The organism is Streptococcus pantholopis (genome assembly GCF_001642085.1).
Taxonomy (GTDB): Bacteria; Bacillota; Bacilli; order Lactobacillales; family Streptococcaceae; genus Streptococcus; species Streptococcus pantholopis.
In genome coordinates, this window is the sequence record NZ_CP014699.1 from 1640500 (window position 1) to 1664716 (window position 24217).

Genomic DNA, 24217 nt, shown 5'->3' on the forward strand with positions numbered 1-24217 from the left:
CCTCCTAACGGTCCCCTGACTTAGGATCAAACGCATCACGAAGCCCGTCACCTAAGAGAATAAAGGCCAGCGAAATAAATACCAAGGCTAAGGCCGGCAGCATCACCTGATAGGGATAGTACTGCAGGTTTTCCTGTGCATCTGTAATCAGCGACCCTAAGGAAGCTGTCGGCGGCTTAACGCCTAAATTAATGGCTGACAGCACAGCCTCATACATGATGGCACTGGGGACAGTCATCATGATCTGAACGATGATAATTCCAGAAATATTTGGAAGAATATGCTTGAAAGAAATTTTAGGTTTGCTTTCCCCTAAAGACTGTGCAGCCAAGACAAATTCACGTTCACGATAGGACAGCGTTAAATTTCTGACTTGGCGGGCCATTGCTGTCCACCCCACAATAGCAATTGAGATGATAATAGAGGTCACACCGCTCCCAAGGAGCAGCCCCAGCATGGTAACAATAACTAAATTAGGAATAGAGGAAATAATTTCAATAATCCGCTGCATCACGGTATCCACTCGGCCGCCGATATAGCCGGAAATCAGGCCGTAAGTGACCCCGATAATAAGGTCAATCAAGGTGGCAGCAATAGCAATAAGCAAGGAAATCCTAATACCAACAATAATACGCTTGGCAACACTTCGTCCAAGATTGTCTGTTCCTAAAATGAACTTAGTGTCCGCAGGGACCCCCTGATCAGCATAAACATCTGTTGCCTCTGTATTGCCGGCATACCTGATTGTCCCATTCCAAAAAGGAAGATGGTCGCTGATTTTAGGAGGGAGATTTCGATAAACAGTCACTTCTTTTGTATTAAATTTATTAGCGTCATTTTGTGGAACAAAAAAAGTCGATGCTAATGAAAAAATAATCAAAAAAAGCAGGAACCACATCGAGATGACTCCCAAGCGGTTTTTCTTTAAACGCCGCCAAGCATCCTGTATAAAGGAGAGAGCTGGTTTTTCAATTTTTTCTTGGGAGCTGGCTGAACCAACTCCGACAAGAGTAAACATTTCATTTTTATTTGCCATCACGTTCTCCTTACTGCAAGCGTACACGGGGATCAACAATGCTTGTGACAATATCAGTAACTAAAATAGCAGCCATCAGCATCACAGCATAAACGATTGTTGTCCCCATAATAACCGGATAGTCCTTTGTTGGAATTGAGGAGACAAACTGCTGACCGATTCCTGGTATAGAAAAAATCTGCTCAATCAAGGCTGACCCTGTCAGTAAGTTAGCAGCTAAAGGGCCAACCAAGGTCAGAACAGGAATCATTGAATTTCGATAAGCATGCTTTCTGGACACTTGGCGTTTAGCCAGGCCTTTAGCTCTGGCCAGCTGAATATAATCAGAATTCAGCGTTTCGATCATCTGACTTCTAAAAAAGCGAGTCACTTGAGCCAAAACCGGAATCGCTAAAGCCACTGAAGGCAGAATTGTCTGCGCAAAAGTTCCCCAGCCAGCCAGAGGCAGGAGGCCCCATTTAAAACCAAAATAATCCAGCAGAATCAAACCAATAATAAAGGAAGGTACCGAAATGCCTAAGGTTGAAATGATACTTAAGCTATTATCCAGCCAATTATTCTTATTCCGCGCTGAAACTGCTCCGACAAAGAGACCAGCCAGCAAGCCGATAATCAGCGCCTGAATACCGAGATGGACAGAAACCCCTAAGCGCTGGGCAATTAAGCGGGAAACCGGCTGATTGATGGATTGATAGCTGGTGCCAAAATCACCATGCAAAACATCATAAAGGTATTTTAGATACTGCTGCCAAACTGGTTTGTCTAAACCATACTGTTTATTCATCAGAGCAACCATTTCATCAGTCAGTTTAGGATTATTGTAAGGTGTCCCCGGCAGTATCTGCATAAGAAAAAATGAGAGGGTTACAACAACCCAAAGTGTCACAAGAAGAATCGCAACACGCTTAAGAATATATTTAGCCATAATCTTTCCTTCTGTTAATTTGCTTTTGTTGGGAGAAAAAAATTTTTCTCCCAACAAAAGCAAGAATTGGAGCCAGCCAATTCTTGCCAATTATTTGCTGTTTTTTTACCAAAATTTATTTGGTATCTTTGTAGGCATAAGTGAAATCAACACTTAAACCAGTCGAATTGCGCACAAGCCCTTTAATATCAGGGTTTTGCAGAGCTTCTGTTCGGCGGAAGTAAATAGGATTGTAGAGCGCATTGTCATAAAGAGCCTTTTCAGCAGCCTTATAATCCGCAGCTGCTGCATCAGGATCCAATGCATCTGTCGTGATAGCCTTATTATAGGCTTCATCATATTCAGCGTTTGAGAATTTACCGTAGTTATAAGGGGCATCTGTCGTAAACAAACCATAGAATGTAGAGCCTTCTGGATAATCTCCGCCCCAGAGGACTAAAGCCACCTCAAAGTTTTGTTTTTTAGTATCTTCCAGGCGCTGTTTGAAGGTGACAAATTTTTCTTCGACAGTCAGTCCCGGAAGGGCTTCTTCCCAAGTCTGTTTGATATAGTCAGCCGCTGCCTTAGCTACAGGATTGTCTGAATCAGCGGTAAGTGTCAGCGTCAAGGAATCTTGGCCGACTTCTGCCATGCCTTCCTCAAAAAGCTTAGCCGCTTCGTCAGCGTCATACTTATAACCAGGTGCTACATATTTTGCTAAATCAGTGCCGTCAGTTAATTTAGCAAGACCAGTCGGCACAAAGGCTGTAGCTGCTGAAGAACCGGTATCAGTTGCGGCTTCAACGATCCCTTCACGGTCGGTCGCCAAATTAAGCGCTTGGCGCACCTTAGTATTAGTCAGCGCCGGAATTGAACCGGTCTGATTATAAACCATATAAGAAGTCACAGCTTCCGGAACATCTACAACATCTTTATTGTTTTTATTAGCATTGTAAATAGCTGATGTGTTCGAAATGTTGGCTAAATCGAGTTCCCCATTCTTATACATTTGGACAGCTGTATCTGGTTTTTTGATGGTCTGAACATTGATTTTTTCTGTTTTAACATTATCTGCATCCCAGTATTCTTCGTTTTTAACAAGAGTGAAGCTGCCGCTTGTACCATTCCAGTCTTCAACTGTATACGGGCCTGAGTAGAGCGAGTCTTTTGATGTTGTCGCGTAATCATCGCCGGCTTTCTCAACAAAATCTTTATTTTGCGGCATAAAGTTAACAAAAGACAGGTAGTAAATAAATTGCGGTGCAGGCTCTGTCAGAGTGAAAATAACTTTATTGCCGTCTGCTTTGACTCCCAGATCGTCAAAATTTGTATTTTTCCCTGAATTAATATCACCGGCATTAAGAAGGTGGGCTTCTACTGCTAAATAAGCATATTCTGAAGCTGTCGCCGGAGCAACGATCCGCTGCCATGAATAAACGAAATCTTCAGCTGTCAAGTCGCTCCCGTCAGACCATTTCAGGTCATCGCGCAATGTCGCTGTATAAGTCAGGCCGTCTTCAGAAACATCAACTTTTTTCGCTAAATCAGGAACTGCTTCTCCGTCTTCATTGATACGCAGCAAGTTTCCCCCAGAATTACCGATAGCAATTGAAGAGTAAGTGTCTGTTACTTTTGAAATGTCCAAAGTGGAGATTTCAGTCGGCGTGTACCAATTAATTTCAGTACTCGACTGGGTGCTGTTGCCGCAGGCTGTTAAGACAGCTGCAGAGACAAGAGTAGCCGCACCAAGACTGATGCGCTTCCATAAGCGATTGTTTAAGGCCATAGCAAGCCCTCCTATAATTTTCTTTTCATTTTTGTAGTACTATTATATCATAAAATTTCCTTAATCAAAGTATTTTATGATGGAAAATATGACCATGATTTTATGGTATAATAAATCAAGAAAACTTCTGAAAGGGCATGAGATGAAAAAAATACTCGGTATTATTTTTATTCTGTTAATTTTTTGGGGAGGGACTGCAAAGGCCGATGATTTCGAAGCTGCGGCTGAGCATGCCTTGGCTGTCGAAGTTTCGACAGGAAAAATCCTTTACGAAAAGGATGCGACTACGCCTGATGGTATCGCCTCAATAACTAAGATTTTAACCGTTTATTTAGTTTATAAAGAAATTGATCAGGGACACCTCAGCTGGGACAGCAAAGTGGCTATTTCCGATTATGCCTATCATTTAACAGCCAACTCCGATGTCAGCAATGTTCCTATGGAAGACAGAGAGTACACAGTCGATCAGTTGGTTAATGCTACTTTAATCGCCAGTGCTAATAGTGCGGCTATAGCTTTGGCTGAGCATATTGCCGGTTCAGAGGCTGCTTTTGTTGATATGATGCAGGCTCAGCTCCAAGACTGGGGAATCAGTGACGCCAGTTTGGTCAATGCCTCCGGACTCAATAATACCTACCTAGGAGAGAATATTTACCCCGAATCAGAGCCAGATGCTGAAAACCAAATGAGTGCTTTGGATGTGGCCATTATTGCCCGTCATCTAATCACAGAATATCCCGATGTCCTCAAAATCACCCAGCAAACAAGTGCAGCATTTGCAGGGACAACCATAAACACTTACAACTACATGCTGGCGGACATGCCTTATGCGCGCGAAGGGGTCGACGGTCTGAAAACAGGGACAACTGAATTAGCCGGAGCCTGTTTTGTGGCAACATCTAACGAAAATGGGATGCGCGTTATTGCTGTTGTTATGAATGCTGAAGGCGGGGAAGAAAACGACTATGCCCGTTTCGAAGTGACAAACTCTATTTTGGATTATGTACAAAACCAATTTGAACTGGTTACTCTTCTTTCTGCGGGAGACAGTTATAACAGCAGTACAGGCTCTGTACTCGATGGTAAGAAAAAGATAGTAGAAGCTGTTGCCAAGTCAGATTTAAAGGTTGTCCAAAAGAAGTCTGATAATCAGTCTGATAAAATTATTGCTAATACCCAAACCGTTACAGCTCCAGTCACTAAAGGCCAGACTGTCGGAACCGCTGTTTATGCCGATAATGATTTAATAGGCAGCGGCTATCTTGAGGCCGTCCCCCGTGTTGAACTGGTTGCTCAGAGTGAAGTTGAGCGCAGTTTCTTCTTAAAAGTCTGGTGGAACCACTTTGTAAACTATGTTAATGACTATTTATAATCCATCACTAAAAAGAGCGGGAGAATTCGTGTGTTAAAAAACACGAATTCTCCCGCTCTTTTTTTCTCAAAGTCTGACCTTACCTGTCCGCTGCTAGTAGATATATGATTAAGCGACAGCAGTGACTGAGGCCAAGAATTTTTGCTTTTCCACGAGACAGGACAAAAGTTCTGCTTCCTTTGTCCGTTCAAATCTGCAGAAACTGCTATGAACAGTGCCTATCATCAAATATTGTCAGTTGACGGTGCATCAAAAACAGAGTCTTTGACCTTATTCCAATCTGAATAAGTTCCGCCAATATCCATGCTCAGACTGCCTTTAGCACCCTTATAATTCAAATCCATGTCAAATTCTTCCAGGTAAAATGTTTTTTTGTCAAATCGGATTTCGAAATCTTTTTCCACTTCCGTTTGCTCTACACCTGTCAAACTCAGATTTAATTCATCACTGAAAAGAGAAATCAAGTCAATATTCTGACTGCGCAGACTCAGAACATAGGCATCATCCTCTTCTTCAATCGTCAAATCGTCTGACATTTTATAGACAATATCTAAGAATGAAAAATAGTCAGGATCCAAATCAATCGTTTCCCATTCGCCATTTCGCCACTGACCGTTCTTATCCGTCCGCTGATAATAGGTAAAGCGGTTATTATCGGTTTGAATGGCAATTACTTCATCATATGAAGTCTGACTGCCAGACGTTTCTTCAATCTGTGAACTTACCTTGGTTAATTCACCATTATCATACTGCGCCTGTGCCAGAAAATCCTGATGGGTGTTCCCGGAGCTCGATTTGATATCCAGCTGCATATCAACTGCTACCGAAGTCACCTTATTACTTGCTCTCTTGGCTTTTTTCAATAGCTGATCGACTGTCAGCTCCTGCTGGGAACTGGATTCTTTAGTTTGTTTTGTCTGTCTATTGCTTGTCCCGCAGGCTGTTAAGCAAATCAGCGCAAGCAAACAGATAAAACCATAGTAAAGTTTTCTTTTCATAAATTGACCTCCTAACAGGCCTTATTATATCATTTTTTTGAAAGCTTTTTCACAAATCCTTAAAACTGTTAAAAAACTGTAATAATCAAAACAAGGTCAGGAAATCCCCATAGTGAGTATTTCCTGACCCTTTTTGCTATTTTAAACAGTCAGCCGACAGAGCCTTCCATCTCATAGCTGATTAAACGGTTCAGTTCCACGGCATATTCCATAGGCAGCTCTTTGGTAAAGGGCTCAACAAAGCCCATAACAATCATTTCGGTCGCTTCACTTTCAGTCAGTCCGCGGCTCATCAGATAGTAAAGCTGCTCTTCAGAAATTTTTGAGACCTTAGCTTCATGCTCAAGAGCAACCTGCGAATTATGGATTTCATTAAAGGGAATCGTATCAGATGCTGAAATATCATCCATAATAATAGTATCGCATTCAATATGGCTGACAGACTTTTTCGAGTTTCGGCCAAAAGTAACCTGCCCGCGGTAATCTACTTTCCCGCCGCCTTTTGCGATAGATTTGGACACAATCGATGAGGAGGTGTGCGGAGCATTGTGAATCATCTTAGCTCCGGTATCCTGATGCTGTCCGCTGTTAGCAAAAGCGATGGAAAGCATGGTTCCGCGCGCGCCTTCCCCGTCTAAAATAACCGCCGGATACTTCATTGTGGTTTTAGCGCCCAAGTTGCCGTCAATCCATTCCACAGTAGCATCTCTAGCTGCCTTTGCCCGTTTTGTTACCAGATTATAGACATTATCAGACCAGTTTTGAATGGTCGTATAGCGCATATAACTGCCTTCAAGGGCAAAAATTTCAACAACAGCTGCATGGAGACTGTTGGTAGAGTAAGTCGGAGCTGTACAGCCTTCCACATAATGGACACTGGCTCCTTCATCAACAATAATTAAGGTGCGCTCAAACTGGCCTGTATTTTGATTATTGATTCGAAAATAGGTCTGCAAAGGAATCTCCAGCTCAACGCCTTTGGGAACATAAATAAAAGTTCCTCCCGACCAAACGGCTGAATTCAGCGCAGCTAATTTATTATCTGTAGGAGGTACTAACTTTGCGAAATACTGTTTAAAAAGGTCAGGATACTCTTTTAGGGCAGAATCGGTATCTGTAAATACAATCCCAAGTTTATCATATTCATCTTTCATATTATGGTAAACCACTTCTGATTCATATTGAGCCGAAGCTCCAGCAAGATAAGCACGTTCTGCTTGAGGGATACCGATCCGCTCAAAGGTTTCTTTGATTTTATCAGGTACCTCTTCCCATGTTCTGGCCGGTTTATCAGAAGGTTTTTGATAATAAATCAAATCATCAAAATCGATAGCCGACAAATCCGGTCCCCAGTCCTGCATCGGCATCTTATTGAAAATTTCTAAGGCCTTGAGGCGAAAATCCAGCATCCATTCCGGCTCTTCTTTTGCAGCAGACAGCTCACGTATAACCTGCTCATTCAGTCCTTTCCCAGTTGAATAGATCGGATCAACATCATCATGAAAACCAAATTTATATTCTCCCAAATCAATTGGCTTAGGCTCAACTTTTTCGTTTATTTCTGCCATTATATCCCTTCCACATTTTATATTTTACGTTTGATTGACAGGATAATCATTTTTACCCATTTGTTTCGTTTGCTTCTATCGCTTTTTTGACAGCATTCCAAGCCAGAGTAGCACATTTGATACGCTGAGGAAATTTAGAGACCCCAGCCAAAAATTCAGCATCGCCCAGTCTTTTCTGAGCACTGTCTTTTTCTCCCTGCATCATTTTTGAAAAAATATCAGCCAGCTCCAAGGCTTCTGAGCTGGTTTTTCCTATCACAGCATCAGTCATCATACTGGCTGACGCTGTTGAAATGGTACAGCCGTCTCCGGCAAATGCAATATCAGAAATACGATCCCCATCAAATTGAACCGATAGTGAAATCACATCACCGCAGGTCGGGTTATTAAGCTGAATATGCTTTGCATCCTCTAAAACACCGCGATGATGAGGAGCTTTAGAGTGATCAGCCACCACGGCCATATAAAGACTGTCTAATCTAGAAAGTGCCATGAAAGAACTCCTTTGTTTTAAGAATAGCAGCAATCAGCCTGTCACAGTCTGCTTTTGTATTATATAAATAAAGGCTGGCACGTACAGCAGAATGAATCCCTAAATATTGGAGAAGAGGCTGTGCACAGTGATGGCCGGCACGAACTGCAACCCCCTCGTAATCCAGCGCTGTCGCAACATCATGCGGATGCAGCCCAGAAAGATTAAATGACAGAACCCCTGTATGTCTTGCAGCATCCTGAGGCCCGTACAGCTCCAGACCCTCAATAGTCTGCAGTTGCGGCAGCAAATAAGCCACTAAAGTTTCCTCATAGGCCTGTACCTTGTCCATACCCAGCCCTTCTAAATAATCTACAGCAGCAGCAAGAGCAATAGCACCGGCAATATTTGGTGTCCCTGCTTCAAATTTCCAAGGCAACTCCTTCCAACTGGCCGTCTGTTCATAAACAAAATCAATCATCTCACCGCCAAATTCCATGGGCGGCATTTCTTTCAGAACAGCCTCTTTCCCATACAGAACACCTATGCCTGTCGGACCAAGCATTTTATGTCCAGAAAAAGCAAAAAAGTCACAGTCCAATTCCTGAACATCAATAGGGATATGCGGAGCAGACTGGGCACCATCAACAGCCAAATAAGCTCCATGCCGGTGAGCCAAACGCGCAATATCTTTAATAGGATTGATACAGCCCAAAACATTTGAAGCGTGAGCAATACTGATAAACTTCGTTCTGGCATTAATCAGCTGACTCAGTTGCTCTAAATCAAGTTCATTATCTTTTAAATAGACATACTTAAGAGCCGCTCCGCTTTTGCGGCAGGCTTCCTGCCAAGGAATAAGATTAGAATGATGTTCCATGACAGAGATAAGAACCTCATCTTCGGGCTGCAAAATTTCCTGTGCGAACCGAGCCACCCAGTTTAAACCAGTTGTTGTCCCTCGGGTAAAAAGAATTTCTTTGACAGATGAGGCATTAATAAAGGTCCGCAGCTTTTCCCGGCTGGCCTCATAACGGGCTGTCGCCCTTTCTGCCAAAGTATGAACTCCGCGGTGAACATTAGCATTATCGCGCTGGTAATATTGCTCTAAAGCTGTTAAAACTGACTGCGGTTTTTGGGTTGTCGCAGCATTGTCAAGATAAACCAAGGGTTCATCATTGACTGTCTGATTCAAAATAGCAAAATCTTCTCGAATAGTCTTAGCATCAAACATCAAACCCCTCCTTATCCAAACAGGGACCTTAATCTGTCATATTTAAAGCGGACAAGCTTTCCTGCTGCCCTTGAGTTTTTTTTATCCTTACCGCTTATCCAATTTAGTATCTAGAACAGCAATCATTTCATCACGGACTTCCTTGACAGGAATTTCTGTAATAACTGCCCCCAAAAAACCGCGAATAACCAGACGTTCAGCTGTCTCTTGGTCGAGCCCGCGGCTCATTAAATAGTACATATCTTCCGGATCAACTTGCCCGATTGAAGCAGCATGGCCGGCTGTTACCTCATTTTCATCAATCAAAAGAATGGGGTTGGCGTCCGAACGCGCTTGGTCAGAAAGCATCAAAACTCGGCTTTCCTGCTGTGCATCAGCTCCCTTTGCCCCTTTTATAATATGGCCGATTCCATTGAAGGTCAAGGTCCCGCGCTCCAGAATAACCCCGTGCTGCAAAATATGGCCGACAGAATTTCGGCCGTAATTGGTCACACGGGTATCGATCCCTTGAACCTGCCGGCCGCTTGAAGCAGCAACAACCTTAAGGTGAGCCTGACTCCCCTCTCCGACAAGGTCTGAGTCGAAATCAGCGACAACATTCCCCTCATTCATGACACCAAGTGCCCAATCAATAACAGCATCGCTGTCATGTCGGCCTCGGCGGCTGATATAGGCTGTCACATGCTCACCCAGGCGGTCAATAGCTGAAAACTTCACCTGACTGCCAGCTAGTGCAATCACTTCAACGCTGATATTAGCTGATATTTCTTCTTTGCCGTCTCCAATTGATTCAAAACGTTCAAGATAATTCAGTTTGCTGTTGCGGCCGGCAATAATCAGAATATGTTTATTAAAAGCCACCGGACTGTTACTGTCCTGATAAAAAACACCTTCAACAGCCTGCTCTATTTCAACATTGTCCGGTACATATAAAAGAGCCGCACTATTAAAATAAGCCGTGTGATAAGCAGCCAGCTTATCTTCATCATATTTCAGAGCTGTTCCGAAATACTTTTCAATCACTTGCGGAATCTCAGCAAGAGCCGAATGAAAATCAGTAAAAACAACTCCTTGTTCAAGCAGATCAGCCGGCAGCTGTTCCAAGACAGTCTGTGTCCCAACCTGAACCAGTTTAGGGTTCTGACCAAGTGCTGTGAAATCCGGAACTGCTCCCGAGTATTCGCTTTCAGCAATTGTGCCGTCTCCTAAATGCCAACGGTGAAATTTAACACGTTCAATCTTTGGCAGTTCCAGTTGATCAATCTTTGCTAAGGCAGCTAAGCGGCGTTCCTGCAGCCAGACTGGCTCAGCCTTAGCTTGTGAGAAGTTTAAAATGGATTCTTTTGTCACTTTTCCCTCCTTATGCTGGCAGCAGAAAAGTCAATGACTTTATGCTTCTTCTTCATACTTAAGTCCCAGCTCTTCAGCAATGTTGGCATAGCCTTCTTTTTCCAGACGAACAGCCAGTTGGGCATCTCCAGAGAGCACAACCCGGCCATCCATCATCACATGAACAACATCCGGCGTAATGTAATTTAGGAGCCGCTGATAGTGCGTGATAATCATAGCCCCAAAATCATCTCCGCGCATGGCATTGACACCCTTAGAAACGACCTTCAGCGCATCGATATCTAAACCTGAATCGATTTCATCCAGAAGAGCAAATTTCGGTTCCAGCATGAGAAGCTGCAAAATCTCATTGCGTTTTTTCTCCCCTCCTGAAAAACCTTCATTGAGATAGCGCTCCGCCATCTCTTCCTTCATTCCTAAAAGCTCCATTTTTTCATCAAGTTTAGCAATGAAATCGCGGACACTGATTTTTTCCTCGTCTGCTTTACCTGCATTCATGCCGGCACGGATAAATTCAGCATTAGTAATCCCAGGAATTTCTGATGGATACTGCATAGCTAAAAAAATACCTCTGCGGGCGCGTTCGTCCACTTCCAGTTCTAAAAGATTTTCGCCATCAAGAAGAATCTCACCTTCGGTTACTTCATAGCTGGGATTGCCCATAATTGCAGCAGAAAGCGTTGATTTCCCAGTTCCGTTAGGCCCCATAATCGCAGCAATTTCTCCTGTTTTAAGCGTCAGGTTAACCCCTTTTAAAATTTTTTTATCCTCAATAGAAACATGAAGATTTTTTATCTCAAGCACAGACATGAGTCGACTCCTTTTAATTATTTAATGTCAAAGTGAGCCCTCTAAACGCCCGATTAAAGCAGGTTTTATCGTTTTGCAACTCACCTTCAGCATAGTTCAGAATCATTATAGCAAAATTTTAAAGAAGCTGCTATCAGTAAGACTTATCCTTCTTTCCTGAGGTCCTACAAAGTCTTAAAGCACCCTTTAGACTAAAGCCCGGCAGGCTGAACAGTCCAAGAGTGCTTTATCATATATCAGTGCTGATTGAGAGTTTTCTCTATTTCCTTCTTTTTTTCACCTTCTGCCATTTTTCCTGCCAGCCTTTGATGGAAGCCTGCCGATAGTCACTGTTGCCGATAAAGGCCAGAATATTGAACAAGGGCGTCCGTCCCGGACCCCAAATTTCCAAGCCTTCAATAAAGATTTCCAAAGCAAAGGCAGCACCGATTAAAAGCAATACCCCGCCCCAGCGGCTGGATACATTTAAAAGCAAGGAAATCAAGGAGAAGAGCAGGGCGATGCCATAAACAACCAAAACTGCCCCTCGGTGGGTAAAACCCATAGCCAGCAGGCGATGATGCAGATGCATCTTATCTGCTTCGGAAATCGGACGGCCGGATAGTTTACGGCGGATAATGGCAACAGCAGTATCCATGATTGGTACTCCTAAAATAATTACTGGTGTTACCACAGCAACAGCTGTAGAATTTTTCAAGCCCTGAAGCGACAAAACACCAATCATAAAACCAATAAAGAGAGCCCCTGTATCCCCTAAATAAATAATAGCCGGGTGGTAATTATAGGGAAAGAAACCGGCGATGGCCATAATAAGCACTAAAATCGTCAGTGTTAAGAAAAAATCTGTCTCAGGCAGAAAAAAATAAGAAACAACAGACATAGTCAGCAGGCTGATAATGGCAACACCGCTGACCAAACCATCTAAACCGTCAATAAGATTTATGGCATTCGTTATAGAAACAATCCACAAAACAGTCAGTATAAATGTCAAAACAGGGCCAAATTCTAACAAAGGCCCGCCAAAGGGGATTTTAAAGCTATTAAATCTAAAATCGGTAAAAGCCCAAATCATAATGGCTGCCAGCACTATGCCTGTCATTTTCGTTTTAGGATTTAATTCATAAATATCATCAAAAAGACCGGTAACAATAATTAAAGAAGCCCCAGCAACCACGGGCAGAATATAATCAAAATAAGAAACACCCCAGATTTCGGTTTTGATGACCAAGGGCATGAGCAGCAGGCTTGCTATCAGGAAAGAAAGAAAGATAGCAAGACCGCCGCTGCTTGGCATTGGAACTTTATTAATACGTCTGGCATTAGGATTATCGACAGCCCCGACCCTAAAAGCCAGAAAGCGGACAAACGGAGTCGCAATCAAGGATATCAAAAAAGCAGCAATTAAAACCAAAACAAATTCAATCGTAAATGGAAACATACTATACCAACTCAATCATTTGCAGCTGCTGAACCGCATCAGCCATTAACAGTTCCACTCCATGCTCCTGCAGATAAGCCCGTGTTTTAGTCCCCTGCCAGGCATGCTCCAGCAGGCGGGCATGCACCAAATTAGCGTAATAGCTGGGTTTATGGACCAGATTAAGAAGAACAGCTAAGTGATAGGTCTCCCCTTCTTTATAAAATTCAGACGCTTCAATATCAAAGTCAACTGTTTTTGAAAAGGCAACAGCAGCTTCCAAACTCGGAAAGTCGAGCACATAGTGAATATAGTCCCCCGGTTCCTGTTCTCCGGCATCCCTTTCGCCTGCTTTGCTTTCGTTTAGAACTGAATCCGCAGTCTGCTCCATCATCTCTTCAATCTTTTCCAACTTTTCATGGGCTTCAGTGTCCCCTTTTTCCCGCATTGACTTCTCTAAAGTTTTGAAAAAATCTTCCGGCGTCATCTGCGATACATCCCCGAATTCTGCCAAATCTTCGAAATTAATATCTTTGTTTAAATCTGATTTAGTAACAAAAACATCAATCTGATCTTTTCGCGGAGTCACGCGAAAGCTCAGCATACCCGTATCCTTAAAGTTATCCGGTAAATCCAGTTCATCCATAATCGTATAGAAAAACTCTTCTGTCTTTTCCTGAGGAATCAAAAAATCTTTTAATTCCATTCCGTGTTCTTCTAAATCGTCCATACTGATGGTGATTTTTAAGGTTGTCTCACTTATCTGTTTCATTTCCATACTTATCTTTGCCTCTATGTCAAGTAGTCCCTTTATTATACAGGAAATCTATCCTTTTTTCAATTTTAAGATAAAAAACATTACAAGACTGTCAGAAATGAAACAGCTCTCAAAGCTTAAAAGCTTACACATATCATAAATCTTACTGCACAGTGAGTGTGAGTAAGGGCGGGATAAACCAGTTCCTCTGTAAAATATGAAACTGGTTTCACAAGAAAAAGTGCTTCCCTAGACAGTATCATTGACTTGACTTTTTATTTAAAACAATCTTATTTATTGACAGAAGCCATTCTAAAATAAGTATAGGGGCGGCCTTTTATAGAAACGCTCAGCTGGTAAATATTTTCAGGCGAAGAGCAGCCGGAAAAACCGCCATCGCCAATGGCATGAATATCTGCACCCGTTTCTTTCATTTTTAATGCAATTAGTCTGACAGTATCTGAATCAGATCCTTCAACAGAACTATTTAAAAAGACCATCGCTAAGGTTCCCGATTTATAAGTATGTATAAACTGTACCAATTCTTGAATATGGTCAACACTTATACCCTGGCGTGAACCCGGAGCAGGCAAATCAATGCAATCTGCACCGGCGTCAATCAGTTTTTTAATAATTTCTTTGTCATCACGTCCTTGAAAATTCGCAAGACTGTCTCCTAAAACCGGTTCAGTGGTACCATCCTCCCATTTACCTGCAAAAACAAATAGCTGATTACCATATTTTTCTTTAATCCACCTTGTACAGTCAACAACATCCTTAATAGACGTTCCAGAGCCGGGGTTGCCTCCTAATACGATAAAATCAACACCCATTTGAACACATTTTTCAACATGATTAGGCGTGCATAACATACCTTCAACACGATATAGCTTATTCTTGTCAGCTGTCGAAAAGCCTTTTTTAGGACACCCCATATATATCCCAATCGGTCTTTTGCAGCGTTGTTTAAGCTCCTGGTAGCTTAAACCTTGCAAACCCAAATTATGACTTTCAACGTCTAAGTCCATCGTGTTAAGCATAACCATATCTGCACCAAATGCAAACATGACTTCTGAATTTGTCACCCCTCTTACCAAACCTTTACTATCAAACAAAAGGTGTTGCCCCATAATAACACGTCCCTCAGATTTTCGAATGGATTCCTTTAAGTCCATCGGGGAGAATTTTTTAAAATCTGACCCTGTTGCGCTAATTAATCTTGTAACACTGTTCATTACACTGCTCCTTTAGTCATTCTGGTTATCATATCCCAAAAAATATGTCAACACTGCTGAACCAACAAAGGCAAAAACCATAGCAAAGCAGAATCCGATAAAACCTTCACCAATAAATAATGGGAAAGAAAGTATTCCTACAGGGCCTCCAGCCAAGGCTGCAGCATTAACATAGCCAGCAATCCCACCTGAGATAGCACTGACTGCCACTGCAATATAGAATGGTCTTTTATATTTTAAGTTAACGCCGTAAATTGATGGTTCTGTAATAGAGAAAAAACCGGTAATAGCAGCTGACAAAGCTGTTTCCCTTATCTTTTTATTCCGAGTTCTCAAAGCTACACCTAAGGCTGAACCAGCTTGTGACCAGTTACTCGGACCTGTTACTGCATTAATGGTATTTCTGCCATACATAGCTAGATTAATTTGTCCAAGCGGAACAATACCCCAGTGCAGCCCAAATACAACAAGAATCTGCCATGCTCCGCCTAAGACGACACCACACAAAGCAGGGTTCAAATTATAAATCCAAGTATAGGCAGTTCCTAATAAATCTTGAAGATAACTTGCAATCGGACCAATAATTAAAAACATCAATGGAATAGTTATAACCAAAGTAATCAGTGGTGTCAGAATATTCTTAACTGTCGCATGGATATATTTCGTACATAAAGCTTCCAATTTTGCCATAAAGTAGATTGTTATAATAATCGGGATGACCGATGAGCCGTAGCCTTGTGTTGGAAACTGCATTTTTATCCCAAACAGTGTAAGTCCTATGTCACTCTGCACACTGGTTTGAATAGTGCTGCTGACCATCGCTAAAGAAACTGCTGCGGCAACATAAGGATTAGCTCTAAATTTTTGAGCAGCAGCAAACCCAAGATAAATTGGTAAAAATGAATATACAGCTATATAAATTTCATTCAGGACAATATAACTGCCGCTCTCTTCTGATAAACCAAAGTAAGTGGTAGCGATCATTAGAAGTGCTCTAACCATACCACCACCGATAAGGACAGGCAAAATCGGAGTAAAAATCCCAGTAACCAGCTCAATGAGCTTATCGGTTATTTTTGTTTTCACCTTTAAGTCCTCTTTTTCTACAACATCTATTTTCTCACCTAACATTCCTGTAACTTTCTGGACAGCGTCAAAAACTTGAGCTACCTCATTTCCGATAATAACTTGAAACTGTCCGCCGCTCTCAATAACGTCAATAACACCATCTAAATCTGAAATAATCGTTTTCGAAGCTTTTGCACGGTCTTTTAAATTAAAGCGCAGTCTTGTTGCACAGTGAGTAAGGGCGGCAATGTTAGCCCTGCCTCCGATGCCTGAAATGATTTGTTCAGCCAGCTCAGTGTATTTGTCCATGACTAGCCCTCCTCATTGGTCTTTTCTTCAATTGCCTTTATCATCTCAACACGTTTGGCGTGCCGGCCACCTTCGAATTCTGCGGCCAGCCATTCCTTAACAATCATTTTGGCCAGCTCCGAACCAACAACCCGGGACCCAAATGCTAAAATATTTGTATTATTATGTTCCCGCGACAGTTTGGCAGAATAGGGTTCACTGCAGACTACCGCACGAATCCCCTTTACTTTATTAGCTGAAATGGAGATTCCGACTCCCGTTCCGCAAATCAGAATTCCTAAATCAAAATCACCTGCTGCAACCGCCTGAGCGACTTTTTGTCCGTAAAGGGGATAATCAGTGCGTTTGTCAGAATCAGGGCCGAAATCAGCAACATCATACCCGAGTTCTGCTAAATACTCGATAATAACTTTTTTTAGTTCAAAACCGACATGGTCACTTCCAATAGCTAACTTCATTTTGATAACCTCCTCAACTCTTTTTCAATTTCCAGGTAAGATTTGTCCTGTCCAAAGAGAGCAGACGTCCCAAGAACGAAACCTGTCACTCCCTTACTGCTTAGTACTCTTATCCTTTCAGGAGAAATAGCCCCGTCAACCATCACTTTATAATGATAGTTATCGGCCAATCTCAGCAAATGATCGATTTTTTCATCCACAAAGTCTAAATACTTTTGTCCGGCAAAACCAGGGTTGACTGTCATGACCATAATATAATCAACTAAGGGCAGCAACACCTTTATCGTCTCAACCGAAGTTCCAGGGTTGACAGCAATTCCTGCCTTTTTCCCTTTCCTGCAAATCTCCTCCAAGGTTCTTGTGATTTGCTGATCGGCCTCAACGTGGACATAAATAATATCCGCCCCCAAGTCCGCAAATTTGTCAACATACTTTCCTGGATTTTGAATCATTAAATGGACATCGACTAATCGATTTGTTGTTTTTCTAATGAGTTCAAAATCCTGAAGTCCCATACCAAAATTTGGGACAAAGTCTCCATCCATAATATCCATATGAAAAATGTCAAAGCCCGCTTCTTCCAATTCGCGTGTTTCCTGCTCCAGATTGGCAAAATCTGCACACATCATTGAGGGGCAAAGCAGCATCGTCATAAAGACCTCCTTTCTATGAGTAAACGTTTACTCATTCTGCAAAAAGAAATAATCCAAGCTTCAGGTAAACGTTTACTCAAGCTTGAAAAAAATAAAATTTAACGCTATAATAGGATTTAAGCGAAGGGTAATCGATTACCTTTCTGGCTACTATGTTAGCACTTCCAAAAAAGGCTGTCAAGGCCTTTTAAAAAATAAAGTATTACATGAGGTATTATGGCTAAGTACTCTATTAAAGATATTGCTGAACTGAGCGGCGTTTCTGTCGCAACGGTTTCACGTGTGATTAATAACAACGGCCGTTTTTCTGACGAAACGCGTCAAAAAGTTTTAAAGGTCATTGAAGAAACCGGTTACCGTATGAACTACAGTGCTAAAAGTTTGCGAATGAACCGTTCTTATACTATCGGCATCATTATCCCTGATATTACCAACTATTTCTTTTCAAAAATAACTGAGTTAATTGAACAGGAACTGTTTGCCTTAGGCTATTCTACCATTATCTGCAATACCGCCCGAAGTGCCGAAAAAGAAGCCTCTTATTTAAAAATGCTGGACAGTAAGGGCGTGGACGGCCTCATTATTATTTCCGGTTCTGAAAAATTTTCCTTTCATTCATCATCAGGCAAACACATTCCTTATGTCTGCATTGACCGCCAGCCAGATAAACTCTCAGAAACTATTTTTATCGCCTCTGATCACTTTGACGGTGCTTATCAAGCGACTGGCTATCTACTGGCACATGGCTGCCAGCACCCTTTACTGCTGACCCATCAAAGAAAATCCTCTTCCAAAACCAACCGCCTGAAAGGGTTTAAAGAGGCTCTGGCAGAGCACCATATAGCCTTTCGAGCCGATCAGCATCAGCTGTTTTTTGATCCCCACAGGAGCGATTCGCAAGAGGCTGTTCTTCGTTTTTTGGATGCACATCCGGATATTGACGGCATTTTTGCCCTCAATGATTTTCTGGCCTTAGAATTTCTCTCACTTCTGTCCAGGCACAAACGCTCTCTTAAAAACATTCAACTAATTGGTTTTGATGACATTCCAGCTGCTGCATATGCTTCCCCCAGTCTCTCTTCGATTCGGCAGAATATTGAACAATTGGCCCATCTCAGCGTTGAAAAACTTCTTTACCTTTTCGACCACTCCAATACCTTGGGCAAAACCTATACCCTGCCAGTTGAGTTGGTTGTCCGTGACTCTGTTGAACTGAACACGCCCTAAGAGTTGTGCAGTGAAATCATCCAGTGGATGATTTCAGCCCGAACCCAGAAAAGGGAGAGTGAGGGGGCTGGAAATCTGTACCGTTACCTAGTTACAGCCGTAGACGTCTGAAGGCTTTGTCGTCTTAACAGCCGACCGTACCCTTCTAGTCGTCTTGGCAGGGGTGCGCCTTCGAAATCAAAGATTTCTGGCTTACCGCCATTTTTGCTTTGCTCTTTTAACGGGCTTTGTATCTTGATAAAAAAAGCCCGGAACAAAAGTTCCGGATTTTTTGGTTACAACTTATTTTATACTGCTAAAGTCAGCAGCCAATAAACCAGCAGGATGAAGCCCAGAACAATCCGGTATTGGCCAAAAATAGTGAAATCATGTTTCTTGACATAATCAGTCAGAAAACGAATAGCGTACAGACTGACAATAAAAGCTGTTACACTGGCTGCCAGCAGGATAATCAGCTGGCTGAAGGCTAATGTATTGCCGTCAATAAAGAATTTAACAGCTTTCAGACCGCTGTAGCCAAACATCGTGGGAATAGCTAAAAAGAAGGTGAAATCAGCTGCAACAGAGCGGCTGGTCCCCAGCAAAATTGCCCCTAAAATCGTTGCTCCGGAACGGCTGGTCCCAGGAACGATACTAAGAACCTGAAAACAGCCGATATAAAAGGCTGTCCGGTAGGGCATACGCGCCAAACTGGTCACCTCTGGCTCTACATTTTGGCGACGTTTCTCAATCCATATAAAAGCGACACCGTAGAGAATAAGCATAAAGGCTACAACAACGAAATTATAGAAGTGAGCTTCCATCCAATCATCCAGCAGCAAGCCAAAAATGGCCGAAGGAATGCAGGCCAAAACAACTTTAGCCCAAAGCTGCCAAGTAATTTGGACTTGGCGCGCTGTTTTTCCGGGCTGGAAAGGGTTGAGACGCTGAAAATAGATGACAATTACCGCCAAAATAGCTCCCAGCTGAATAACAATATTGAACATATCCACAAAGTCTTTGCTTTGGTTGAACCTAACAAATTCCTGTACTAAAATCAGATGTCCAGTGCTTGAAATCGGCAGCCACTCGGTAATCCCTTCGATAATGCCGTAAAAGATAGCCTTCAATAACTCAATAATAAACATAATACTCCTTTATAACTTTTTGATGGCAAAAAAGACGTTTCACGAATAATCGGTTCTTCTGCTGCTTTTGTCCCAAGAAGGCGGCCTAAAAAGCACCTCCACCTCCTCCTCCGCCGCCGCCGGAAAAGCCACCGCCGCTAAAGCTTCCGGAACTGCCGGAAGAAACTGAAAAATTCGATGAACTGACAGCATTGGAGGACGTTTGAACAAGGTGGGCTGTCGAGAGTCCAAGCAAATAGTGAAAATCGGTAGACGGTACTTGCGAAAGTGCACCGAGCGAATGAATCTGGTGAATCTTTAGATAATGTTCTACTCTTTTAGCATAACCAAAAAGGGTCGCATAAACTAAAAGACGATTCCAAACAACGACACTCTCTATGTCTGCCCGATCAAAAGATTCAATATTAGCAATCATATTTCTAAAGCTATGCCAGTAGTAAACTCTTTCTCCGCCTTTCTCTGTCAGGACCCCTAGTCTGTAATACTTTCTTGAGCTGCTGTAAAAATAAAGATACAGGCAGACTGCAATGAGCAGCAAAACAGCATAAATGGCAGAAAAAAGATTTAACTTAAATATCAAATAAACCGCTATCCCTAACGAAAGCACAGCTAACAGCAGGACAGAGCCTAACATTCTGTCGAGCTGCTTTTCTTCTCCTCTCTCTAAAGATCGGTAAGGAGAAACAAGCTGGTCTTCTTTGATATGCTCTAAAACACTATCTGAGATTTCCCTGCTTTTAGTGTTAATCGCACTTAATACTTCCCTAGAAGCTTTACGGACTGCCTTTTCCAGTTTTTCTCCTTTATACTTCTTTTTCAGCTGCTTAAGGGTAGCTTTATGGTCATACTGATAAGCTGAAAACAGTTCATTCAAGGCCAGTTTAGTCTCATTGCCAAAGGCCATATCAAGAAAAACGACCTCTTCATCGCTTAATGTGTTTAAGTCACTGACTGTTAAGTACAATGTCCCATCTTCTTTCGTCAGCACTATATTTTTTCTATCAATCAAGTCCAGCAAGACAGCCTGCACCAGATTTTCAAAACGAATATCTGATTTTTTCTTAATCCGTGTGGGGCTCAGCCGGTAAAAACTGCTTCCAAAAATATTTTGCGTCAGAACCAGTGGTGATAAATCTTCAGGCACCTCGTACAGTCTGACTTTGCGGTCGGAACGCTGGTAGCGGTTCAACTTCTTTCTCAGGCCTCTAAAGTTCCAAAAAACATAGCCTAAATAAAGAAGAAAAACACTTGGCAGCAAATAAGCAAAGAAGATGTTTAAAAAGCGACTCATCCGAGAAATACTTTTTTCTTGAGCGATAATCTGTTCCCTGCCGGCTTCATTTTTTTCTATCGCTGTGCTGATGACTTCCTTATCCCAATAGGCGTGCAGCTCAAGCTTAGAAGTAACACTGCCGGCAGACACAGTATAGCTGCCGTCCTTTGCATTAACCTCAGGCACCGGTTTAAAGTAACCCTGGTGCGCCCACAGCTGACTGTCAGCGGTCTTTTTTGCTGTTTTGATCCTGAACTGGACATTGTGAAGCGTCACATCCCAGTCACTGATTGGGACCCAATTGAGCTCAGCAACATCTTGGTATTTGTATAAGATATTATAGAGCTGCCAATGGATTACCAGTCTAACTTCACTGCCGCTAAAACCGGAATTATAGATTTTCACCTCATAGCCATCACCTAAGTTGCTGACTGATATATTGTCAATATCGGTATAAACTCCGTCATTATAGACCTCTATATCGGGACTGTCCCCAACGGAAAAACCTTCCGGCATGTTGCCGGCCTCACCTAAAGTAACAACTTGACCATTGTAATAGGAATCAAAGTGGTAAACAATAGTTTGAGTAAAATCAGCACTGTTATCTTCATTAACTACTAAGTCGCCGGTATAGCTGGTAATACTGTAATCCACATCTGCGGCTGCAGCAGCCTGTGTAAAGCCAAAACTAAGCAGCAGGAGCACAAACATTAGCCAAAACTTTTTCATCATCTCCCCCTTTCTTATCCTATTATTTTATCATAAAAATGTATCATTATACTATTTATAGGTAAAGAACATTGAAATGCAGGTCTATTTTTTGTAAAATGGTAGTTGTATAAATAAAAATAGGAGCCCTCGATGAAGAAGATATTTTTAAGCCTGTTTGCTGTCCTTCTCATATCCTTTGGAGGTCTGACGAGGATCAAGGCAGATGACTATTTGCGTGTCGGTATGGAAGCCGCTTATGCGCCTTTTAACTGGACACAGGACGATGACAGCGGAGGTGCTGTTCCAATTGAAGGAACCAACCAATATGCCAATGGTTACGATGTGCAGATTGCTAAAAAAATCGCCCAATCTTTAAACAAAGAGCTGCTCGTCGTTAAAACTTCCTGGACAGGCCTTATTCCGGCGCTGACATCTGGAAAAATCGACATGATTGCTGCAGGTATGAGCCCGACAGAAGAGCGTAAAAAAGAGATTACCTTCTCAGACAGCTATTATACCAGTGAACCGGTTATTGTGGTTGCTGCTGACGGAGAGTATGCTGAAGCTAAAAGCTTAGATGACTTCGCAAATGCTAAAATCACTGCCCAGCAGGGGAATTATCTGGTTAACTTAATCAGTCAGATTCCAAATGTTTCCGAGCAAACTGCTATGGGAGACTTCTCCCAAATGCGGCAGGCTCTTTCAGCCGACGTCATAGATGGCTATATCTCAGAACGTCCGGAAGCCCGTACTGCAGAAGCGGCCAGCAGTAAATACAAAATGATTGCCTTCCCCGAAGGACAGGGGTTTGAAACTTCCGAATCTGATACTGCTATCGCTGTTGGTCTGCGTAAGGACGACAGTCAAACACTGGCACAGGTCAATGATATTTTGGCGGGGATATCTGAAGAAGAACGGCTGGATCTGATGGATCAGATGATCGAGCAGCAGCCTGCCGAAACAGCAGAAGAAGGCGAAACACCTTCCTTCTTCCAGCAAGTCTGGACCATTGTCCAAAATAACTGGCAGCAGTTCCTGCGCGGAGCGGGAATTACTCTGTTAATTTCGATTATCGGGACTGTCGCCGGCCTCATTATCGGCCTTTTAATCGGTGTTTACCGTACGGCTCCGCTGGCTGCCAACCGTTTTCTGGCCTTCCTGCAGCAAGCTTTTGGCTGGCTGCTAACCGTCTACATTGAAATTTTCCGCGGAACCCCGATGATTGTTCAGGCTATGGTTATCTATTACGGAACAGCTCAGGCTTTTGGTCTTTCTATCGACCGTACATTGGCAGCCATTTTTATCGTTTCAATCAATACGGGTGCCTACATGAGTGAAATTGTCCGGGGCGGTATTTTTGCCGTTGACCAAGGACAGTTCGAGGCAGCTACCGCTCTTGGTTTTTCTCACGGCCAGACCATGCGGAAAATCGTCCTGCCTCAAGTTATCCGCAACATCCTGCCGGCAACCGGCAATGAGTTTGTCATCAATATTAAAGACACCTCAGTATTAAATGTTATCTCTGTCGTTGAGCTGTATTTCTCCGGAAATACTGTGGCAACTCAGACTTACCAATACTTCCAAACCTTTACCATTATCGCTGCCATTTACTTCGTCCTGACCTTTACTGTGACACGTATTCTGCGCTATATTGAAAACCGTTTGGATCAAGACAATTACACCACTATCGAAGGAGAAAGCCACTAATGACGGATACGATTTTAGAAATCAAACATTTGAAAAAATCCTTCGGGAAAAACGAGGTACTCAAAGACATCTCCTTGGCGGTCAACAAAGGGGAAGTCATCTCCATTATCGGTTCTTCAGGTTCTGGAAAATCAACGCTCCTGCGTTCTATCAACCTTTTGGAAGAACCGACAGCCGGACAAATTCTTTTTCACAATCAAAATGTCTTAGAAAAAGGCTATAACCTAAACCTCTTTCGGGAAAAACTGGGAATGGTTTTTCAGTCCTTTAATCTCTTTGAAAATCTGAATGTCCTTGAAAATGCCACTGTCGCTCAGACCACTGTCTTAAAACGCGACCGCAGTGTGGCCGAAAAGATTGCTAAGAAGAACTTAAATCAAGTGGGAATGACTGAGCAATACTGGAAAGCCAAACCTAAGCAGCTCTCAGGAGGTCAAAAGCAGAGAGTAGCTATCGCCCGTGCTCTTTCAGTTGATCCAGAAGCAATGCTCTTTGATGAACCCACATCGGCACTGGATCCGGAAATGGTCGGTGAAGTCCTAAAAACCATGCAGGATCTTGCTAAATCAGGCCTGACAATGATTATTGTGACTCATGAGATGGAATTTGCCAAGGATGTCTCTGACCGGGTTATTTTCATGGACCAAGGTGTCATTGCCGAAGAGGGTACACCTCAGCAAATCTTTGAAAATCCTAAGGAAGAACGGACCAAAGCTTTTCTTAAACGCTTTTTAAAATAAAAATA

21 protein-coding genes are annotated in these 24217 nt (G+C 42.6%); 4 read left to right on the forward strand and 17 right to left on the reverse strand.

The features are described from left to right. Positions 1 to 4 precede the first annotated feature (4 nt). The 3 genes from A0O21_RS07610 to A0O21_RS07620 all read right to left on the reverse strand — a co-directional run bounded on the left by A0O21_RS07610 (position 5) and on the right by A0O21_RS07620 (position 3726). On the reverse strand, positions 5 to 1036 hold the full coding sequence (locus tag A0O21_RS07610) for an ABC transporter permease (RefSeq protein ID WP_067063810.1): 1032 nt from the start codon (positions 1034 to 1036) through the stop codon (positions 5 to 7). A 10-nt stretch (positions 1037 to 1046) separates the two neighbouring features. Then, positions 1047 to 1961 carry an ABC transporter permease gene (locus A0O21_RS07615; RefSeq protein WP_067065228.1) on the reverse strand — a complete coding sequence of 305 codons (915 nt, stop codon included), beginning with the start codon at positions 1959 to 1961 and terminating at the stop codon, positions 1047 to 1049. Positions 1962 to 2076: 115 nt separating this feature from the next. Next, entirely contained in the window at positions 2077 to 3726 is a 1650-nt protein-coding gene (locus A0O21_RS07620; RefSeq protein WP_067063815.1) for a peptide ABC transporter substrate-binding protein, read from the reverse strand. Between the two features lie 142 nt (positions 3727 to 3868). Here A0O21_RS07620 and pbp3 point away from each other — a divergent pair, with 142 nt between their 5' ends. Further along, positions 3869 to 5098 carry a D-alanyl-D-alanine carboxypeptidase PBP3 gene (gene pbp3, locus A0O21_RS07625; protein WP_067065231.1) on the forward strand — a complete coding sequence of 410 codons (1230 nt, stop codon included), beginning with the start codon at positions 3869 to 3871 and terminating at the stop codon, positions 5096 to 5098. Between the two features lie 224 nt (positions 5099 to 5322). Here pbp3 and A0O21_RS07630 read toward each other — a convergent pair whose 3' ends face one another. From A0O21_RS07630 to rpe, 12 genes are all read right to left on the reverse strand, one after another. Further along, positions 5323 to 6096 (reverse strand): DUF6612 family protein, encoded by a 774-nt coding sequence (locus A0O21_RS07630; protein WP_067063819.1) that lies wholly within the window; start codon positions 6094 to 6096, stop codon positions 5323 to 5325. A gap of 149 nt (positions 6097 to 6245) precedes the next feature. Then, on the reverse strand, positions 6246 to 7664 hold the full coding sequence (sufB, locus tag A0O21_RS07635; RefSeq protein WP_067063822.1) for a Fe-S cluster assembly protein SufB: 1419 nt from the start codon (positions 7662 to 7664) through the stop codon (positions 6246 to 6248). A 52-nt stretch (positions 7665 to 7716) separates the two neighbouring features. Beyond that, entirely contained in the window at positions 7717 to 8157 is a 441-nt protein-coding gene (sufU, locus tag A0O21_RS07640; RefSeq protein ID WP_067063826.1) for a Fe-S cluster assembly sulfur transfer protein SufU, read from the reverse strand. Further along, entirely contained in the window at positions 8144 to 9370 is a 1227-nt protein-coding gene (locus tag A0O21_RS07645) for a cysteine desulfurase (RefSeq protein ID WP_067063829.1), read from the reverse strand. The genes sufU and A0O21_RS07645 overlap by 14 nt, the downstream gene beginning before the upstream one ends. A gap of 87 nt (positions 9371 to 9457) precedes the next feature. Further along, complete coding sequence (gene sufD, locus A0O21_RS07650; protein ID WP_067063833.1) at positions 9458 to 10720, reverse strand: Fe-S cluster assembly protein SufD; 1263 nt, start codon at positions 10718 to 10720, stop codon at positions 9458 to 9460. Positions 10721 to 10759: 39 nt separating this feature from the next. Further along, positions 10760 to 11530, reverse strand: a complete 771-nt coding sequence (gene sufC, locus A0O21_RS07655) for a Fe-S cluster assembly ATPase SufC (protein WP_067063837.1) — start codon at positions 11528 to 11530, stop codon at positions 10760 to 10762. Positions 11531 to 11789: 259 nt separating this feature from the next. Beyond that, on the reverse strand, positions 11790 to 12968 hold the full coding sequence (locus tag A0O21_RS07660) for a glycosyltransferase family 4 protein (RefSeq protein WP_067063840.1): 1179 nt from the start codon (positions 12966 to 12968) through the stop codon (positions 11790 to 11792). A 1-nt stretch (position 12969) separates the two neighbouring features. After that, on the reverse strand, positions 12970 to 13725 hold the full coding sequence (gene mecA, locus A0O21_RS07665; RefSeq protein ID WP_067063844.1) for an adaptor protein MecA: 756 nt from the start codon (positions 13723 to 13725) through the stop codon (positions 12970 to 12972). A gap of 269 nt (positions 13726 to 13994) precedes the next feature. Further along, complete coding sequence (locus tag A0O21_RS07670; protein ID WP_067063847.1) at positions 13995 to 14939, reverse strand: DUF7916 family protein; 945 nt, start codon at positions 14937 to 14939, stop codon at positions 13995 to 13997. A gap of 12 nt (positions 14940 to 14951) precedes the next feature. Next, positions 14952 to 16316, reverse strand: coding sequence for a PTS transporter subunit EIIC (locus A0O21_RS07675; RefSeq protein WP_067063851.1), 1365 nt, complete (start codon positions 16314 to 16316; stop codon positions 14952 to 14954). A gap of 2 nt (positions 16317 to 16318) precedes the next feature. After that, entirely contained in the window at positions 16319 to 16774 is a 456-nt protein-coding gene (gene rpiB / locus A0O21_RS07680; RefSeq protein WP_067063854.1) for a ribose 5-phosphate isomerase B, read from the reverse strand. Next, positions 16771 to 17427 (reverse strand): ribulose-phosphate 3-epimerase, encoded by a 657-nt coding sequence (gene rpe / locus A0O21_RS07685; RefSeq protein WP_067063857.1) that lies wholly within the window; start codon positions 17425 to 17427, stop codon positions 16771 to 16773. The genes rpiB and rpe overlap by 4 nt, the downstream gene beginning before the upstream one ends. A gap of 216 nt (positions 17428 to 17643) precedes the next feature. Between rpe and A0O21_RS07690 the strand changes: the two genes are divergently transcribed. After that, on the forward strand, positions 17644 to 18654 hold the full coding sequence (locus tag A0O21_RS07690; RefSeq protein WP_067063860.1) for a LacI family DNA-binding transcriptional regulator: 1011 nt from the start codon (positions 17644 to 17646) through the stop codon (positions 18652 to 18654). Positions 18655 to 18941: 287 nt separating this feature from the next. Here the strand turns inward: A0O21_RS07690 and A0O21_RS07695 are convergent, their stop codons facing one another. Together A0O21_RS07695 and A0O21_RS10900 are read right to left on the reverse strand one after the other, a co-directional pair. Next, positions 18942 to 19781, reverse strand: a complete 840-nt coding sequence (locus A0O21_RS07695; protein WP_067063864.1) for an undecaprenyl-diphosphate phosphatase — start codon at positions 19779 to 19781, stop codon at positions 18942 to 18944. Positions 19782 to 19866: 85 nt separating this feature from the next. After that, positions 19867 to 21786, reverse strand: coding sequence for a DUF2207 domain-containing protein (locus A0O21_RS10900; RefSeq protein ID WP_082854433.1), 1920 nt, complete (start codon positions 21784 to 21786; stop codon positions 19867 to 19869). Positions 21787 to 21915: 129 nt separating this feature from the next. Here A0O21_RS10900 and A0O21_RS07705 point away from each other — a divergent pair, with 129 nt between their 5' ends. Next, a complete protein-coding gene (locus tag A0O21_RS07705; RefSeq protein ID WP_067063867.1) occupies positions 21916 to 23472 on the forward strand; it encodes an ABC transporter substrate-binding protein/permease in 1557 nt (518 codons plus the stop codon). Then, a complete protein-coding gene (locus A0O21_RS07710) occupies positions 23472 to 24212 on the forward strand; it encodes an amino acid ABC transporter ATP-binding protein (RefSeq protein WP_067063871.1) in 741 nt (246 codons plus the stop codon). Before A0O21_RS07705 ends, A0O21_RS07710 begins: the two co-directional genes overlap by 1 nt. Positions 24213 to 24217: the final 5 nt, after the last annotated feature.